At 36.1% G+C, this 17,228-nt stretch carries 13 protein-coding genes and 2 tRNA genes; all 15 read right to left on the bottom strand.

Annotated features, from left to right (window positions below):
- Positions 1-124: 124 nt before the first annotated feature.
- The 15 genes from ftsH to mfd all read right to left on the bottom strand — a co-directional run bounded on the left by ftsH (position 125) and on the right by mfd (position 17,171).
- Positions 125-2,026 carry an ATP-dependent zinc metalloprotease FtsH gene (gene ftsH / locus G9F74_RS24760; RefSeq protein WP_001079666.1) on the bottom strand — a complete coding sequence of 634 codons (1,902 nt, stop codon included), beginning with the start codon at positions 2,024-2,026 and terminating at the stop codon, positions 125-127.
- 85 nt (positions 2,027-2,111) lie between these two features.
- Positions 2,112-2,654 carry a hypoxanthine phosphoribosyltransferase gene (hpt, locus tag G9F74_RS24755; protein ID WP_016106834.1) on the bottom strand — a complete coding sequence of 181 codons (543 nt, stop codon included), beginning with the start codon at positions 2,652-2,654 and terminating at the stop codon, positions 2,112-2,114.
- A complete protein-coding gene (gene tilS / locus G9F74_RS24750; protein ID WP_000655437.1) occupies positions 2,651-4,081 on the bottom strand; it encodes a tRNA lysidine(34) synthetase TilS in 1,431 nt (476 codons plus the stop codon). Before tilS ends, hpt begins: the two co-directional genes overlap by 4 nt.
- 293 nt (positions 4,082-4,374) lie before the next feature.
- The gene (gene spoIIE / locus G9F74_RS24745; RefSeq protein ID WP_001123547.1) at positions 4,375-6,846 is read right to left on the bottom strand and encodes a stage II sporulation protein E; all 2,472 of its coding nucleotides are present in this window, start codon (positions 6,844-6,846) and stop codon (positions 4,375-4,377) included.
- 262 nt (positions 6,847-7,108) lie between these two features.
- A tRNA-Glu gene (locus G9F74_RS24740) sits at positions 7,109-7,180 on the bottom strand.
- Positions 7,181-7,193: 13 nt separating this feature from the next.
- Positions 7,194-7,267, bottom strand: a tRNA-Met gene (locus G9F74_RS24735).
- A 161-nt stretch (positions 7,268-7,428) separates the two neighbouring features.
- Positions 7,429-7,914: a S1 domain-containing RNA-binding protein gene (locus tag G9F74_RS24730; RefSeq protein ID WP_000021451.1), complete on the bottom strand. Its 486-nt coding sequence runs from the start codon at positions 7,912-7,914 to the stop codon at positions 7,429-7,431.
- An 87-nt stretch (positions 7,915-8,001) separates the two neighbouring features.
- Complete coding sequence (gene divIC / locus G9F74_RS24725; RefSeq protein ID WP_001208736.1) at positions 8,002-8,361, bottom strand: cell division protein DivIC; 360 nt, start codon at positions 8,359-8,361, stop codon at positions 8,002-8,004.
- Positions 8,358-9,011, bottom strand: a complete 654-nt coding sequence (gene yabQ, locus G9F74_RS24720) for a spore cortex biosynthesis protein YabQ (RefSeq protein ID WP_016106833.1) — start codon at positions 9,009-9,011, stop codon at positions 8,358-8,360. Before yabQ ends, divIC begins: the two co-directional genes overlap by 4 nt.
- Positions 9,008-9,316 (bottom strand): sporulation protein YabP, encoded by a 309-nt coding sequence (gene yabP / locus G9F74_RS24715; protein ID WP_001059100.1) that lies wholly within the window; start codon positions 9,314-9,316, stop codon positions 9,008-9,010. Before yabP ends, yabQ begins: the two co-directional genes overlap by 4 nt.
- A 58-nt stretch (positions 9,317-9,374) precedes the next feature.
- Positions 9,375-9,650 carry an RNA-binding S4 domain-containing protein gene (locus G9F74_RS24710; RefSeq protein WP_001234879.1) on the bottom strand — a complete coding sequence of 92 codons (276 nt, stop codon included), beginning with the start codon at positions 9,648-9,650 and terminating at the stop codon, positions 9,375-9,377.
- A gap of 14 nt (positions 9,651-9,664) precedes the next feature.
- On the bottom strand, positions 9,665-11,125 hold the full coding sequence (gene yabN / locus G9F74_RS24705; protein ID WP_000014272.1) for a bifunctional methyltransferase/pyrophosphohydrolase YabN: 1,461 nt from the start codon (positions 11,123-11,125) through the stop codon (positions 9,665-9,667).
- Positions 11,126-11,137: 12 nt separating this feature from the next.
- On the bottom strand, positions 11,138-12,739 hold the full coding sequence (locus G9F74_RS24700) for a putative polysaccharide biosynthesis protein (RefSeq protein WP_016106832.1): 1,602 nt from the start codon (positions 12,737-12,739) through the stop codon (positions 11,138-11,140).
- Positions 12,740-12,967: 228 nt separating this feature from the next.
- A complete protein-coding gene (gene spoVT, locus G9F74_RS24695) occupies positions 12,968-13,504 on the bottom strand; it encodes a stage V sporulation protein T (RefSeq protein WP_000648310.1) in 537 nt (178 codons plus the stop codon).
- Positions 13,505-13,640: 136 nt separating this feature from the next.
- Positions 13,641-17,171 carry a transcription-repair coupling factor gene (gene mfd / locus G9F74_RS24690; RefSeq protein WP_000579697.1) on the bottom strand — a complete coding sequence of 1,177 codons (3,531 nt, stop codon included), beginning with the start codon at positions 17,169-17,171 and terminating at the stop codon, positions 13,641-13,643.
- Positions 17,172-17,228 lie beyond the last annotated feature (57 nt).

The raw sequence follows: 17,228 nt of genomic DNA, 5'->3' as shown, positions 1-17,228 counted from the left end.
CTCATCATTTTACAAAAAGATTACTCTCTATTTCAATTTTTAATACTAATTTTATTAAAAATTTTTCCGACTTAGTATTTTTCTACAAATAAAAAAGGAGTGACAATTGTCACTCCTTTATCTCTTACTTATCTTCTACGTCTTCATCGTCCTTCTTCATATTGATGTTTACTTTTACATCATCTGAAGATGTTGGACGCTCTGGCAATCTGCCGTAATCATATAAATGATTGATTTGCTCTGCATCTAACGTTTCTACTTCAAGTAACGTTTTCGCAATAATATCTAGCTTATCACGTTTTTCAGTAAGAATTTGTTTCGCGCGGGCATAACATTCTTTTATAATCGTTTGCATTTCCACATCGATTTCATGTGCAATTGCATCACTGTAGTTTTGTTCTGAATGGAAGTCTCTTCCTAAGAACACTTGACCACCTTGCGAGCTACCGAATTGCATCGGTCCAAGCTTATCACTCATACCGAACTCCGTAACCATACGTCTTGCAATACCAGTCGCACGTTGGAAGTCGTTGTGAGCACCTGTGCTTGCTTCACCAAACACAATCTCTTCAGCTACTCGACCACCAAGTAAACCAGTGATTTTATCAAGTAACTCTGGTTTTGTCATGAAGTAACGATCTTCTTTCGGAAGCATTACTGCATATCCACCAGCTTGACCACGAGGGACAATTGTTACTTTATGAACGATATCTGCTTCATCAAGGACAACACCAATTACAGTATGGCCAGCTTCATGGAATGCAACGATATTACGTTCTTTTTCAGAGATAACACGACTTTTCTTAGCTGGACCTGCAATAACACGATCCGTCGCTTCATCAATGTCACTCATATCAATTTTCTTCTTATCTTGACGCGCAGCTACTAAAGCAGCTTCGTTTAATAAGTTTTCAAGATCGGCACCAGAGAACCCTGGTGTACGAGTTGCAATTGCTCTTAAGTTGATATGATCATCAAGCGGTTTATTACGAGCATGTACTTTAAGTACAGCTTCACGACCATTTACATCTGGACGATCTACTGTAATTTGACGGTCAAAACGACCTGGACGTAATAATGCTGGATCAAGAATATCGGGACGGTTTGTTGCAGCGATGATAATAATACCTTCGTTTGCACCGAATCCATCCATTTCAACAAGTAATTGGTTCAGCGTTTGCTCACGCTCATCATGGCCACCACCAAGACCTGCGCCACGTTGACGTCCTACTGCATCAATTTCATCAATGAAAATGATACAAGGAGCATTTTTCTTTGCATTTTCGAACAAATCACGTACACGGGATGCACCGACACCGACAAACATCTCTACGAAGTCAGAACCACTGATAGAGAAGAACGGAACGCCAGCTTCACCTGCAACAGCACGTGCTAATAAAGTTTTACCTGTACCTGGAGGTCCCACTAACAGAACACCCTTAGGAATACGGGCACCAACTTCAGCAAACTTACGAGGATCTTTCAAGAATTCAACTACCTCAACAAGCTCTTGTTTCTCTTCATCCGCTCCAGCAACATCTCTGAAACGAACTTTTTTCTTTTCGTCATTATATAACTTCGCCTTACTTTTCCCGAAGTTCATAACACGGCTACCGCCGCCTTGAGCTTGGTTTAATAAGAAGAAGAATAAAATGAAGATAATGACAAACGGAATGATAGAAGTAAAGAAGGTTACCCAAGCACTTGTTTCTTCTGCTGGTTGATACTTAACTTCAGCACCTTGCGCTTTATCATTAATTTTCTTTTGTAATTCCTCAGTATTTGGTGCATAAGTAACAAATTGTTCTCCTTGGCTAGAAGTATTAAATTGTCCTTTTACCTCAAACACACCATTTTTCGGTTGAAGTTGCACATTGCGCACTTCACCTTTTTCTAGTTTAGTAATGAATTTATCGTAGCTAACTGATGTCGTTTTTTGCGTTGAACCATTAAAATAGCTCACGATTCCAATTACTACTAGGAATATCAGTAAATAAAAGATGGTATTACGGAAGATACGATTCATTCCTAACCTCCTCTCACGGCATAAACACTATTGTAAATCGTAACATAGAAAAACTTTCCTATACAATTGTAACGCCTGTATTTAATTAATTTGAGTAAACGCTTGGTTTTAATACTCCTACATAAGGAAGATTACGGTACTGCTCTTTATAATCTAATCCATATCCTACAACAAACTCATGTGGGACAGTAAATCCAACATAATCCGCTTTCAAAGCTACCTTGCGGCCTGTTGGTTTGTCTAATAACGTAACAATTTTTACAGACTTCGCTTTACGATATTTAAATAGGTCCACTAAGTAACTTAGCGTAAGACCGCTATCAATAATATCCTCAACGATTAAAATATCGCGACCTTCTACAGAAGTATCAAGATCTTTTAAAATTTTCACTTCGCCTGTTGAAACAGTAGAGTGACCGTAACTAGATACAGCCATAAAATCCATTTCAAGATATGTATCTGTTCTCTTTAATAAATCTGCCATGAATGGCATTGCGCCTTTTAATACACCAATTGCAAGAGGTACTGTGTTTTTATAATCCTCTGCAATAATTGCACCTAATTCGCGCACCTTTTCTTGTATTTGTTCTTCAGAAATTAATACTTTTTCGATATCTTGATTCATCATTTCATTATCCTCCCGGAAGACTCCTTGCTTTTGTAGTGAATAATCATATATTTATCCTTCTTTGCCATCTCTTTCGAAACAGCAAATGCAGATCGCTTCAACAAGGGTATCCAAATAATATTCCCACTTGCATCACAAACGACCGGCCATGCTTCTCTTTTTTCTCTTGGTACTTTTGCTTCGATAAAAATAGTTTTTATCTTTTTTGTGCCATTCATACCTTGTATTGACATGCGATCTCCATTTTCCCTAGAACGAATACGAAGTGGATATGATATATCATTATACTTAGCAACAAATACTGTTTCATTCATGTTACTTGGTATATCTTCGCTCACCTCTATTACAAGTTCATCCCCGTTCGATAGCGTAATTGTCCCGGGTACTGATAAATCTTGCGAAAAAGGAGAAACAATTTCTTGTTTAAATCCAAAGCTACACTCCTCGTATGTGCGAACAATTTTTAAATCACCTGGGAAATCAAGTGAACCCGAAGGTTGTGTCCGCTTAAAAAACTCAATCACTTTGTCAATATGTATAGAGGAAAGAGAAGATGGAATCTTATATTCATAAAGATAGTTTAATATTAGTTGAATCCCTCTTCTTTGTAAAGGCATAGACATGGATTCAAAGGCAGGAATTGATAAGCTAATTTGTTTATCACTTTTTTTTGTAATTACTTTATTCATTTTCTCAAAAGCTAATTCCTGCAAATAAGCCTCATCCTCTTGCATCTGCACGCTAAATTTTTGAAATTTCTCATGCACTTGTGGATTTTCTTCTTTCAAATGAGGAAGGACATATTTACGTAATCGATTCCTTGTATATACTTCCTTTTTATTACTCGGATCTATACGGGGAATTAAATTTAGCTCATTACAGTAATTAACAATTTCTTCCTTCGTTACTCCAAGTAAAGGCCTAATTAAATATCCATTATGAAAAGGACGCTTCACTGCAATTCCTGCATACCCTTTCGGAGTACTCCCTCGTACAAGGCGCATTAAAATCGTTTCTACTTGATCATCTCCATGATGCCCAAGAGCTACATATCTCGCATCATATTTCTTCATTATTCTTTCCAAAAATGCATATCTGCATTCTCTAGCAGCAACCTGCGCATTCATTCCGTATTGCTGTTGATATTGCGACACGTTAACCCTTATCGTTTCGCAAGTAACTCCCAGTCCTTTGCAAAGATCCTGCACAAACTGTAGATCCTCATGAGATTCATCGCCTCTAAACATATGATCCACATGCGCTACTACAATTTCCAACTGTTTTTCTGCCCTTTTTTCTAACAAATAATATAGAAGAGCTAAAGAGTCAGGGCCACCCGAAACTCCTACAACAATTGTTGAACATTCCTTTAATACATCATGCTGCTTTACAAAGTCATCTACCTTTTCAACAAATGTATCTTTCAACTTCGTAATCACCTTTCATTAAACAAGAACAGCAACGTTAGTTACCTTGTCTATAATGGTACAACTTTTACAAACATTGTGCAAAAAAAAGATATACAAAAATTACATTTTTATCTTACATCCTCCGCACATATTCAAAAAAATAATAACATTACCTTTTAAAGCAAAAAAACCTAGGAATTCGCCTAGGTTTTTCAGAATAGACTATATGAATCAGTAGCAGATAAAAAGCCCGATTGGTACGGGCTTTTTATCTGCGGGGATGGAGACCCCCCACTGATTAAAGTTTCACTTTATTGCGCCTGCATTCCTACAATTGGAATCGTAGCCCACTTCGGCATATTCTTCTTTACTTTCGCCACAACAATTGTCATATCGTCATTTATATAACCATCACAAGAACGAATCACTTCTTCCATAATGATATCAGCAATTTCTTGCGGGTCCTCGGTTTGCAGTTCCTTAATTTTTCGTTTCATCCATAATTCATGGTTCTCCACATGCTGCGCTCCTTCAAAAATACCATCGCTCATCATAATAAGAATATCGCCCGTTTTTAATTGCTCACCCACTACATCAACCTCAACATCTTCAATGATCCCCATTGGCAAATTACTTGCTTCAATTTTCAAAATATTATTTGCGCGTTTAACAAAACTCGGCGTCGATCCGATCTTTAAAAATTTCGCATTCGCATCCCGTAAATCTACCATCGCCAAATCCAGCGTTGTAAACATCTCTTCTGTCGTTCTTAAAGAAAGAATTGAATTGATCGATTTAATTGCTATTTCCTCATCAATACCTGATTGAAGTATCTTTTGTAATAATTTTACCGTTTCCTTACTCTCCATATGAGCTCGTTGCCCATTTCCCATACCGTCACTAATCGCAAGTGCATATTTACCCACACTCAAATCCATCATCGCATAAGAATCCCCCGAAACAAACCCACCGCCTTTTGCAGCTGTAGCCAATCCCGTATCAAGAGAATACGTCTTTGCTGAACCAAATGATATTAAACTGTGACCATTTGGATAAGAAGACTTTTCTTCATGTTTAACGACAATATTTTCTTTTAGAATATCCGAAAGCATCGGCGCAACTAATTTTTCGCACTCACCATGCTCATTAGATGCAGCCGGAATTAACATCTCAATATCAATGCTCCCTCTATCTAAACAATAAATATCAACATGCTCCACTTCGACGCCAAAATCACGAAACGCTTGCAAAATTTGTTCTTCCTGTACTTGATGATTTTCTCGCTCTCTTTGTATTTCCTGTGCGAAATCCTCCATAACTTTTGATACGCCTAATAATTGCTCCGCTACTATTCTGCGATTTTCTTTCATTTGTTTTCGTAATTTTTGTCCCTCATAAAAGTGATCTAATTCACCGGCTACTAAATCTGTTACTTTCTTACCTCTCACACAATGCTTGTCCCATTCACGAACTAACTTCCGATTATGCTGCAGTGTTCCTTCTTCCGTTTCACTCATTATTTGTTTCATATAATCATACGTTTTGTCGAAATTAACCACCCAGCATTGATCCTTTTTAAAGCACGTTTGACATGTTTTCGCAGTAATTGTACTTAAAAATAAATCTGCCTCTGTTTCTTTATCTTCCTCTTCCACATAACCATATACAGAAAAGCTATTAGATAAAGCCGCAAACACATTTGCAAATTGATTAATTTTGTTCGCTGTAACATCGCGCATTCTTCTTAAATATTGTTGTTGATCTTGTGAATGCTCTTGTGTTCCCGGCATAAATTTAGCAATGCGATCCAGAACAAGTTTCGGTGTTAATAAAAAGAAAACAATTGCCACACCTGATTCAATTAAAGTTGTTACAATGTTCGTTTGCTTATCTACATATAATGTAATTAAGCTTGTCCCAATTAACAAACCTAAACTAACGCCTAGACGCTTCCCTTCTTTCAATAACCCTCCAAGCAATCCAGAAAAAGCAAGAAGGCTAAGCTGAGACAAACTGGACACATTCGCTAAACTTAATATTAAGCCGGTGACAACCCCAACTGTGGATCCTGTAGCAGCGCCGGCGATGAAGGCAAATACTAACACTAAATATCTAGTGAAAATATGTTGAATAGAAGCGTCATATACAAACCAATCCGTCGTACCTGTTAAAACAGATGCTAGTAATATAATTAAACAAACAATTTCTTCTGTCTCTAATGCTTGTTGTTTCCCTTTCCTTTCTACTAAGAGCGGAACACTTTGTAAAAATATCATCGTTAATACGAAACTAAGCCCCGCTTCAATCGTGCTAACGAGCAAATCGTACATGGTGATAGTTTGCTGTGCAAAATATACAACAACTAAATGTGCGGTTAATGCGGAGATAAATACTTGGAATGGTACAAGTCCAACAGTTTTACGTGTAAACCGACTAAAGAAGATATTATAAATGAAGAAAGTAAAGATAGACGCGAAAGTAAAAAATAAATTATCTATCGAAACTGAAAGTGCTCCTCCCATTAAAGCTAGGAATGCGAGCGGCATTTTATCTCGCTTCATAACATAAACGGCAGCGAAAAACGGTAATGCAAACGGTAAAATGTTTGTTAATATATATGCTCTTCCCAAAAGAAAACCAATAACAACAATAATAAATCCCCATCTAAAGAAAACTTGTTCAAACTTCATTCGCAACTTACTCGTCCACTTTATTCCTCCAAGCTGACTTTCATTCATTGCCAATGCACTTGTATTCATAGTATTCCTTCCTGCTTTAGGCATATTTTTAACACCACCTGCATAGTTTAATTACTGTCATTATAAAAGATGCTTATTGGGATTTTTGTCAAAACAACAGTTTTCACTTTTATAATCGTTCGACTTTTTATTCGAAATAACTCTACATATATACATAGTATGTAATTTATCTCCCTTTATTATATTGAAGATTCAGAAAATTTAAGGTGATTTTGTAGAAGTATTGTATGTCTTACTTTTTTATTTAACAAAAAAAGATCATGCAAGTTTGCATGATCTTTTTAGATGACCCGTACGGGATTCGAACCCGTGTTACCGCCGTGAAAGGGCGGTGTCTTAACCACTTGACCAACGGGCCGTTAAATTAAATATAGCGGCGGAGGGGATCGAACCCCCGACCTCACGGGTATGAACCGTACGCTCTAGCCAGCTGAGCTACACCGCCATGTCGTCTTATTTAACGGACAATTAGTATCTTACATCAGATATCATTTAAAGTCAACACATCTCAAAAACTTTTTAAAAAAATATATTTTCGCATATAAAAAAGCACCCTGAGCCATCACTCTGGGTACCTCTCTATATGTTAAAAACTAAACGTTCTTATTATCCGCGACGTGCGCCACGGCCACCACGTTTAGACTCTGTGTTACGCTTTAAAGAAGTTAAACGATCTTCGCTATCCTTTAAGAAGCGTGCCATCTTTTGCTCAAATGTTTCTTTTGGAGCTCGGTCGTTACCGCCACCGCGATTATCTCTGTTGAAAGAGCGATTATTACGTTGTGGACGTCCAGAACGTTGTTGATCACCACCGCGTTGGTATTCACCGCGTGGACGATCTCCTTCTGTTTTTTCACGTTCTTTCGCTTTTTTAATAGATAGACCAATTTTCCCATCTTTTTCAACATTAATAACTTTTACTTCTACTTGGTCGCCCACTTTTAAGTGATCGTTAATATCTTTCACATAATTATCAGCAACTTCACTAATATGAACAAGACCCGTTAAGCCTTCTGGCAGCTCCACAAAAGCCCCAAAATTTGTAATACCTGTTACTTTACCCTGTAACTTGCTGCCTACCTCGATTGACATAAAAAAAATGCTCCTCCTTAGTGATTAAAAAGTCAAATTTTACTTTATTATATATAATCCTAAAATATAGTGTCAATAAGACATACTCTACTTAGAAACAGGAAAAATTATCTCCCCTTTTCCGGAGAAGAAATAATCCCTTCTAGCAATCTTTAATACGTACTCTTCATCATTTAACTTTTGAACTTCGTCTTTTAGACTTTTTTCTTTATTCGTTAATGAATCTAGTTCTTTTTTCATGTCCTTAACTTTTGCTTCTTTTGCTTTAATGGAACTGTTTTGTTGATAAAAAGTTACACTAATACTCGCAATAATTGTAAAAGCAAAGACAAGAAAAACCGCTAAACGGCGATAAAGTCGCTTCCTGTTCTCATCCGTTTGTATTATATGCTCTTTAACAGGATTTGGACTCTGTTTTTCGATTGTTCTTTGTCTCAGTTCCCTCATTTCCGAGGTCCCCCTAACTTCTTTTTTATACGCTCCCATAGTTGGAAGATGTGTCCCTTCAATTTTGCTATATATTGCAGGAACCCTACATGTTTCATTATAAAAAGTTTAACACGATTAGGGAGAAGTTTCCATATGAGCAAAGCAATAAATCGAACAGGCCAGAAAAAAACTTTCCATATGAAAAGTAATATCCAAATCACCATTTTCCATAACACACGTCCAATTGAAAGCAGTATACGAAATAAGAATAATATAAATGCAATAAATAGCTGCGCTATAATAATAACAGGTTTTATCATGAGTAGCTGTATAATTCGAACAAAAAAATGTGTTGTTTGCACAAAAATATAGATGAGAAAATTTAACAACCTCATGTATAGTGCTTTCAATAAGCTTTGATATGCCGCAAAACCACATAATAATGCCAAAAATACATATATACGTAGTTCAGCTTCATTTACGAGAAGTAATACATAAAAAACGAATAATGCTTGGACAACCCAAAATAGTATATCATGTATAAATACAAGCCAACGTTTACGTTCCTGACGCTTTAAAAAACGTTGGTATGTATCTAATGATGCTCCAATCCAAGCACCCATTCCGATCATCGAAAGCATTGTATACAACTGAATTGTTAGACTCATTTAAACAACTTACTAAAGAAGCCTTTAGTTTTCTCCCCTTGATTCTCATCAATATACAACATCTCATGAATCTTGCCTTTAATCGATACAACACCTTTTTCCACATCTAAATTCTTCATTTGCAAATTTTGTCCACGAATTGTTAAAAAACCCATCACAGTCTCGAGTAAAAATTCTTCGCTATCAAAACTCTCTACTTGTTTTACACCAGTAATATCGATCACACGCCTACCACGCATAATAATATCATGCTCTACAGAAACATTTTGTTGATTAGAAGACATAGGTGAGTAACCATTATTCACGAAAATCCCCCCATAGCTTTATACTAGCTAATAGTAATGTATGAAGGGATAGCATATTTTAGAACAAGCCCTCTTCTGCTTTTACTTTTTCTTCGCGAACTAGGCTATACATATTTGCTGCATCTTCTTTTTTTGTTGTTTCTTTCAATTCATTTACTTTCACCGTTACTATTTTTTGACCGAAACGAATTGTTAATTCATCAGCCACTTTCACATCTGAACTCGCTTTTGCGACTTGACCATTGATAGATATTCTTCCTTGATCAGATACTTCTTTTGCTAATGTTCTTCTTTTAATTAAACGTGACACTTTCAAAAATTTATCTAGACGCATATCAAATCCCCCTATTAACGCTCTGTTTGCTTTGCCTCTTCCCATAAAACATCCAACTGTTCTAATGACAGATCTTGCATTTCTTTATTCATTTCAGCTACTTTTGCTTCCATGTATAAAAAACGCCCCATAAATTTCTCATTAGTTGAACGTAATGCTTCTTCTGGATCTAATTTATAATGACGAGCTATGTTAACAAATGCAAATAGTAAATCGCCAAATTCACCTAGCATCTTTTCCTCATCCATATTTATAACTTCTTGCTGGAATTCTTGCCATTCTTCTAGGGCTTTCTCTATCATTGGCTGTACATCAACCCAATCAAATCCAACCTTTCCAGCTTTCTTCTGAATTTCATAGGCACGCATTAATTGCGGCAAACTTTTTGGAATTCCAGTTAAAACAGATTCTTTTACGAATCCCTTTTCTTGTTTTTTAATTTCTTCCCAATTCGCAATCACTTCTTCAGCATTATTTACATCTGTATTTCCAAACACATGTGGATGACGACGAACCATTTTCTCCGATAAAGTTCGAATAATATCATCGATGGAGAACCAACCTTCATCCTCTCCAATTTGGGCATGAAGCATGACTTGTAATAATATATCACCTAGCTCTTCTACTAAGTGATCATCGTCCTCTTCATCAATTGCTTCCAATACTTCATAAGCTTCCTCAATTAAATACTTCTTTAAAGATTGATGTGTTTGCTTTTTATCCCACGGACAACCATTCGGTCCACGAAGGTCTGCAATAATTTCTCTCAGTACATCAAACTGTTGATACAAGGATGCACGTTCCTGAACTGGTGGTACATACACACTCGTTAAATTATTCAATTCTGTTTCATGATCTAACATGTACAACGGTACCTTTTTGACTTGTTCAAACGAAGTTCCTGCAGCTGTTACGATATACACTTCATAATCATCTGGCAATATTTCCATTAATGTTAACTTCACATCTGAAGCAACGAACGCATCATACACTTGGCAAAAGATTAAATGTTGACGTAATTCTAATTGCCCTCTTTCAAATGATGTAGCATCAATTAATTGGAATCCTTCAATCGGATCGATTTTTAAACTTGCGAACATTGGATCAAGGAAACTTTGTCCACCTTCAATTCGCACTTCAACATTTGCTACTTCTCCTTTTTCTAAAAGTAGCTGAACTGTTCTTTCTGCTACTAGCGGATGACCTGGAACAGCATAAATAATTTCTGCACCTTCAGCTTGTTCTAGCAATGTATTCGCAATTGTTTCATATACAATTTCAAATGTATCATGCGCTTCATATATATTGTCGAAAGCCGTATATTTTATACCTTCTTTCTCCAACTCTTCTATAACCGGGTGCTCCTTCGTTCTAACAAACATATGGTCTGCTACTTTTATCTTTCGGTATACGCCCATCGTCAGCTGATCTAATTCACCAGCACCTAATCCTAAAATAGTAATGATTCCACTCACAACCTGTCACCTCTATCCACTCTTCTTCAATGAACCTTCTTTTTTCTCTTTTTTCATAACGGATCCTAATTCTTCTTTTGTAAATACACGTAATTTTAAAATTAAAAACATGTATGTCAATCCGCCAATAGCTACACCTAACAACGCTTCAAATGTCGCGATTCCTCTATGATTCCCATCAATTACCAACCCAGACATTTGTAACACACGAATAAACATTATTAATACAAATCCCATACTGATACCACTAATAACTATACCGAACATCTTCTGCTTATTAATAAGCGACCCCGATACAGATTGCATAAGTAATACACTATTTAACAAGGCAATTACAACAAGCGCAATTAAAGTTGCAATCGCAGCTCCTTTAACTCCAAAATGCGGCATTAACATATAGTTTAAAACTAACTTCAAACAACCTCCAAATACAACGAATATTGCTGGTTTTAACGTTTGTCCCAGCCCTTGTAAAATAGAAGCAGTTGTAATTGACAATGAACTAAATAAAATAGATAAAGATAAAATCGATAACACATCTGACCCATCACTATTCTCAAATAACATAATATTTGTAGGCTGAATAATGCAAGTTAATCCGATGGCTGCTGCAAATCCAATAACAAGTGTTATTTTCATCGCTAACTTTACCTTTTCTTGAATAAAAGCAAGATCTCCTCTTTCCTTTGCCGCTGTAATAATCGGAATAAGTGACAATGAGAAAGACGTTGTCACGACAGTACCTAATTGCATGAGAGGGATACTTCTGTCATAAACACCTTTTAGTACCTTTGCACTTTCAGCCTGTTCCCCTGCCCCAATGAGTAAAGTATAGAAGGAAACCGAATCTGCCATTTGTATAAAAATAAGGACTAAATTACTAACACAAATAGCTATTCCTTGCCAAAAAAGGATTTTAACAATTCTTCTTTTTCCCCCAACTCTCTTCAAGCTTTTAAAGAAAATGGCGCGAAAATCATGACGCATATAAAGTAAAAGTACGATAATCCCAATAAGCCCGCCTGCAATCGAACCTAACATAGCACCTGCACCGACTGTATATAGATCAAATCCGTGAGCAATAAGGAATAGTGATAAAAAGACAATAATAGATACACGAATCGTTTGTTCAATTACTTGTGAAACAGCCGTCGGCATCATATTATTAAATCCTTGAAAATATCCTCTCGCTACGGATAAGAATGGCATTAATATGGATGAAAATGAAATAACACGTAATAACTTATATAAGTGTACATCACCCATAGCCGATGCAATCGTTTCGGCACCAAAGAACAATGTGAAAAACCCTATAAAGCCAATTCCTAATAAAAACCAAAAAGATACACAAATTATTTCTTCTGCTTCTTTTTGTTTTCCTCTTTCTAATCTTTCTGCAACCATTTTTGAAATTATAATAGGGAATCCATAAGTAGCTAAAATTAAACAAAATCCATAAAACGGATAAATTTGTTGGTAAATATAAAAACCAACATCTCCCGCTATGTTTTGATATGGAATACGGTAAAAAGCGCTTAATACTTTTGTAATAAAACTTGCGATCGTTAATATAATAGCCCCACGCCAAAAGGCTTGATACTTCTTCGCTTCCATACAAGAAAACTCCTTTTTCTATTCTCACCTTTCGTATTATATCACAAAGAAAAAACAGGCTCCCTTACACCCACGAGTAATAAAGAGTTCTTACAAAACTAAAAATGTTCAACGAAAAAAGGTAGCAAAGCGCTACCTTCATTCAATATACCTATATCTCCAAATAATTGATTTTTCAAAAGAAATATCATAATTAGGAAAGATTGCAACTTCTAAAATTATATATCTTTACTGCTCCATTTGCTTCGCTAAGAAGCTCGCTGCTGTATTTACTGACTTATGCTCTACTTCACTTATAATAGCCTCTTTAGAGAAGATAATAACAGCTCCAATTGGATCCCCATTCGCAACAATCGGGCCAATTGTATAGGAGCTAACTTTTTCTGTTACTCCATCAATAATTGAAATTTCGCTTTCGTCCGTCATAATTACAGACTTACGCTCTTCCATTGTCTTCTCAATTAAATCGCCAACACTTTTATTTAAGTATTCTTTTTTAGATATGCCTGCTACTGCGATAATAGAATCACGATCACATACAAGCACATTATGTCCTAAGCTATCGTATAAAGCTTCCGTATATTCTTTTGCAAAATCCCCTAATTCACTAATCGGAGAATATTTCTTCAAAATTACTTCTCCATCGCGATCAACAAATATTTCTAGTGGGTCTCCTTCTCGAATACGTAAAGTTCTACGAATTTCCTTCGGGATTACTACCCTGCCTAAATCATCAATTCGACGTACGATTCCAGTTGCTTTCATTCTAATGCTGCCTCACTTTCTACTGATGATCAAAGTGGTGAATTTACCTGTTCATGTAAAAATCACCAACTGTTAGACATAGTATTTTACACATTAGTTCTTCTATGCACGTCGAATTGTATTTTTTTATCTAATATTAGGCATTTATTACTTCTTTTTTTACATCTGGTAAGCCTTTTAATAAATTTTCAGCAATTGTTAACCACTTCGATGTCTCTAATCCATTCGTTTTCATAACGATTTTCAATTGTGATCCTTCCATTCCAAGACCGATCATACGCCCAAAACTATTTCCAAGCATGAATAATTTTCCACCATCAATATTTTGGCTTGCTTGTTCTGAGAACAGAATTGTTACTTCAAATTTATTTTGCTTAATTAATTCGATTTGTTCTTTCATTGCCAATACTTTAATATTTGCAATTTGTAATAAATAACCAACTTCTTGTGGGTAATCACCAAATCTATCGATCATCTCTTCCTGTAATTCTTCAATATCCTCAATTGTAGAAACACCTCTAAATTGTTTATACATCATAATCTTTTGTTTACTATCTGAAATATAAGCATCTGGTAAATACGCATCTACTTCTAAATCAATTTCAACATTAACTGTATTTTCAACTCCATCGGTTCCTCTGCGCTGTTCAATTGCATCTTTTAACATTTGAGAATATAGATCAAATCCGACAGAATCAATAAACCCGTGTTGTTCTGCCCCTAACAAGTTACCCGCACCACGAATTGATAAATCTCTCATCGCAATTTTGAAACCAGATCCAAGCTCTGTGAACTCTTTAATTGCTTGTAGACGTCTCTCTGCAACTTCTGATAGCACTTTATCACGTTTGTATGCAAAGTATGCATATGCAACGCGATTAGAACGCCCAACACGCCCACGAAGCTGATACAACTGCGATAGTCCCATACGATCTGCATCAAATACAATTAACGTATTAACGTTCGGGATATCTACACCTGTTTCAATAATTGTTGTACTTACAAGAACATCATGCTGTCCCTCTAAAAAAGATAGCATAACAGACTCTAATTCACTTTCGTTCATTTTCCCATGTGCGTATGTTACACGAGCGTCTGGAACTAGCATCGAAATTTCATCTGCTTTTCTTTCGATATCCTCTACGCGGTTATATAAGAAGTAAATTTGCCCACCTCTTGCAAGCTCTCGCTCTATCGCTTCTCTCATTAACGCTGGATTATATTCCACCACATACGTTTGGACTGGGAAACGATTTTCTGGTGGCGTTTCAATGACAGATAAGTCACGCACACCAAGCATAGACATGTGAAGTGTACGTGGAATTGGCGTTGCCGTTAGGGTTAACACATCAACATTTGCTTTTAATTGTTTAATTTTTTCTTTATGCGTCACACCAAATCTTTGTTCTTCATCAATAATAAGAAGTCCTAAATCTTTATAAGTAACATCTTTAGATAAAATACGATGCGTTCCGATTACAATATCTACTGTGCCATCTTTTAACCCCTTAAGCGTTTCGTTTTGTTGTTTCCGCGTGCGGAATCTACTTAGTAACCCTATATTAATCGGGTAATCTTGAAAACGCTCTCGAATTGTTTCATAGTGTTGTTGTGCCAGAATTGTTGTCGGTACTAAAATCGCAACTTGTTTTTCATCCATGATTGCTTTAAATGCTGCACGAATAGCTACTTCGGTCTTTCCATATCCTACATCACCACAAAGAAGCCTATCCATCGGACGTCCGCGTTCCATATCTTTCTTAATTTCTTCAATAGAACGTAATTGGTCATCTGTCTCTTGATACGGGAAGGAAGATTCAAATTCTTGTTGTTCTGCCGTATCTGGTGTATATGCATAGCCTTTTGAAGCTTCGCGCTCAGCGTATAATTTAATTAGGTCATCTGCAATGTCTTGTACAGATTTTTCAACCTTCGTTTTGACCTTCTTCCAATCGTTCCCGCCTAATTTATAAACTTTCGGATCCTTCCCTTCAGAACCCACATATTTTTGCACTTGATCGATTTGTTCAATTGGAACATATAGCTTATCGTTACCTTGATATTTAATATTTAAATAATCTTTATGAACACCATTAATCTCTAATGTCTCAATACCTAAAAATTTACCTATACCATGATTTACATGAACTACATAATCTCCAACTTTTAATTCCGAATAACTTTTAATACGCTCAGCATTAGATAACTTTTGCTTACGTTGTGATTTTTTAACTTTCTTATGAAAAAGCTCCTTTTCAGTAATGACAACGAGCTTTTGCATCGGCATTTCAAATCCTGCATGTAAATCACCTACAGCAATCTGTAACCTTCCAGGCAATAAAATATCTGTGCCCTCTACAATATCCGCTTCAATATCATAATCACTTAAAATATGTTGTAGTTTTTTTACACGTTCATCATCTGTTCCAAGCACAACAGTCGTAAAGTGCCCTTCATTCCATCTATCAATTTCAGTTTTTAATAACTGCATCTGCCCATGGAAATCTTGCATTGTTTTACATGTCACATTCACAATGTTTTGCGGATGCGTATGTGCTATATGGCGTAAGAATAACGTTAAATATACAAAACTTCTTTTTTTATGATGAAGAAATCCCTCAAATGAGTGGGAGAAAGATAAATCCTGAATTATTGTTCCTTCACCAAGAAGTGATATATACCATTCCGCTTCTTCCGTTTCAAGATGTGATGCTGTTTCTTGAATACGAGAGATTTCATCTAAAATTACAACACCATCTTCTGGTAAATAATCTATCAGACTAGCAGGTTCTTTATAGAAAATAGATAAATATTTAAACATCTGTTCTATACTTTGGCCATTTTTCAACATTTCAATTTCATGACTTACTGTCTCAAGCACTGCAGTCTTTAATTTGTCATCGGAAAGTTTTTGCATCGTCTTAGTCAAACCTTCTTCAAGATGCTTAATTCCCGATTTCAATTCTTCCTGTGAAAATAAAAACTCTGTTGCCGGACCAAACTTAACACTTTCCTTTTTATCTTGAGAACGCTGTTCATCCACATCAAATAATCGAATAGAATCGACTTCTGTATCGAAGAATTCAATACGGAATGGTAATTCTTCAGTTAATGGGTAAATATCTAATATGCCCCCGCGCAAACTGAACTCCCCCGGAGCTTCTACCATCGACTTACGTTCGTAGCCAATATGATGTAATGTATGCAAGAGCGCCTCTAAATCAATCTCTTGCCCTAGATTAATTTCAATTTGCTTTTGCTTCCATAATTCTTTTATCGGTAAAAATCTACGTAATCCTGCGACTGGCGCTACAATAACCCCATTCTCTCCTGCCGCTAAACGATTTAGCACCTCAATGCGTTGCGCTTTTAATTCTGGACTTGCAACACCGATTTCTGATGCAATTAATTCGTTTACTGGGTACAGCCATACATCTTTTTCACCAAGTAATGCCACTAAATCTTCATGTACCTTTTGTGCTTGATATAGATTGTGTGTGACAATAAGTTGCGATTTCTTTGTTTTTTTATATAAAGCTGCCATTAATAATGAACGAGAAGATGTTGCCATACCTGATATAAGTTGTTCTTTTAAACCATCTTCTAACCCATTAATAACCGATTGTATTTCTTCATTTTTATAAAATTGCTCTAATAAACCTATCATTATCAAAACTCCTCTCAACATAAAGAGCAAGTCACCATATTTTATGCAAATATTTTG

The sequence above is a fragment of the Bacillus sp. EKM202B genome (genome assembly GCF_011066025.1).
Classification (GTDB): Bacteria; Bacillota; Bacilli; order Bacillales; family Bacillaceae_G; genus Bacillus_A; species Bacillus_A toyonensis.
The sequence above is the reverse complement of the archived record's forward strand: the minus strand, read 5'-3'. Positions and strand labels throughout refer to the sequence as shown.

What these genes read in the sequence shown, in the direction of transcription:
- ftsH (WP_001079666.1), bottom strand. Translation starts at nt 2,026, where the DNA reads ATGAATCGTATCTTCCGTAATACCATCTTTTATTTACTGATATTCCTA.
- hpt (WP_016106834.1), bottom strand. Translation starts at nt 2,654, where the DNA reads ATGATGAATCAAGATATCGAAAAAGTATTAATTTCTGAAGAACAAATA.
- spoIIE (WP_001123547.1), bottom strand. Translation starts at nt 6,846, where the DNA reads ATGCCTAAAGCAGGAAGGAATACTATGAATACAAGTGCATTGGCAATG.
- G9F74_RS24730 (WP_000021451.1), bottom strand. Translation starts at nt 7,914, where the DNA reads ATGTCAATCGAGGTAGGCAGCAAGTTACAGGGTAAAGTAACAGGTATT.
- divIC (WP_001208736.1), bottom strand. Translation starts at nt 8,361, where the DNA reads ATGAGGGAACTGAGACAAAGAACAATCGAAAAACAGAGTCCAAATCCT.
- yabQ (WP_016106833.1), bottom strand. Translation starts at nt 9,011, where the DNA reads ATGAGTCTAACAATTCAGTTGTATACAATGCTTTCGATGATCGGAATG.
- G9F74_RS24710 (WP_001234879.1), bottom strand. Translation starts at nt 9,650, where the DNA reads ATGCGTCTAGATAAATTTTTGAAAGTGTCACGTTTAATTAAAAGAAGA.
- G9F74_RS24700 (WP_016106832.1), bottom strand. Translation starts at nt 12,739, where the DNA reads ATGGAAGCGAAGAAGTATCAAGCCTTTTGGCGTGGGGCTATTATATTA.
- spoVT (WP_000648310.1), bottom strand. Translation starts at nt 13,504, where the DNA reads ATGAAAGCAACTGGAATCGTACGTCGAATTGATGATTTAGGCAGGGTA.
- mfd (WP_000579697.1), bottom strand. Translation starts at nt 17,171, where the DNA reads ATGATAGGTTTATTAGAGCAATTTTATAAAAATGAAGAAATACAATCG.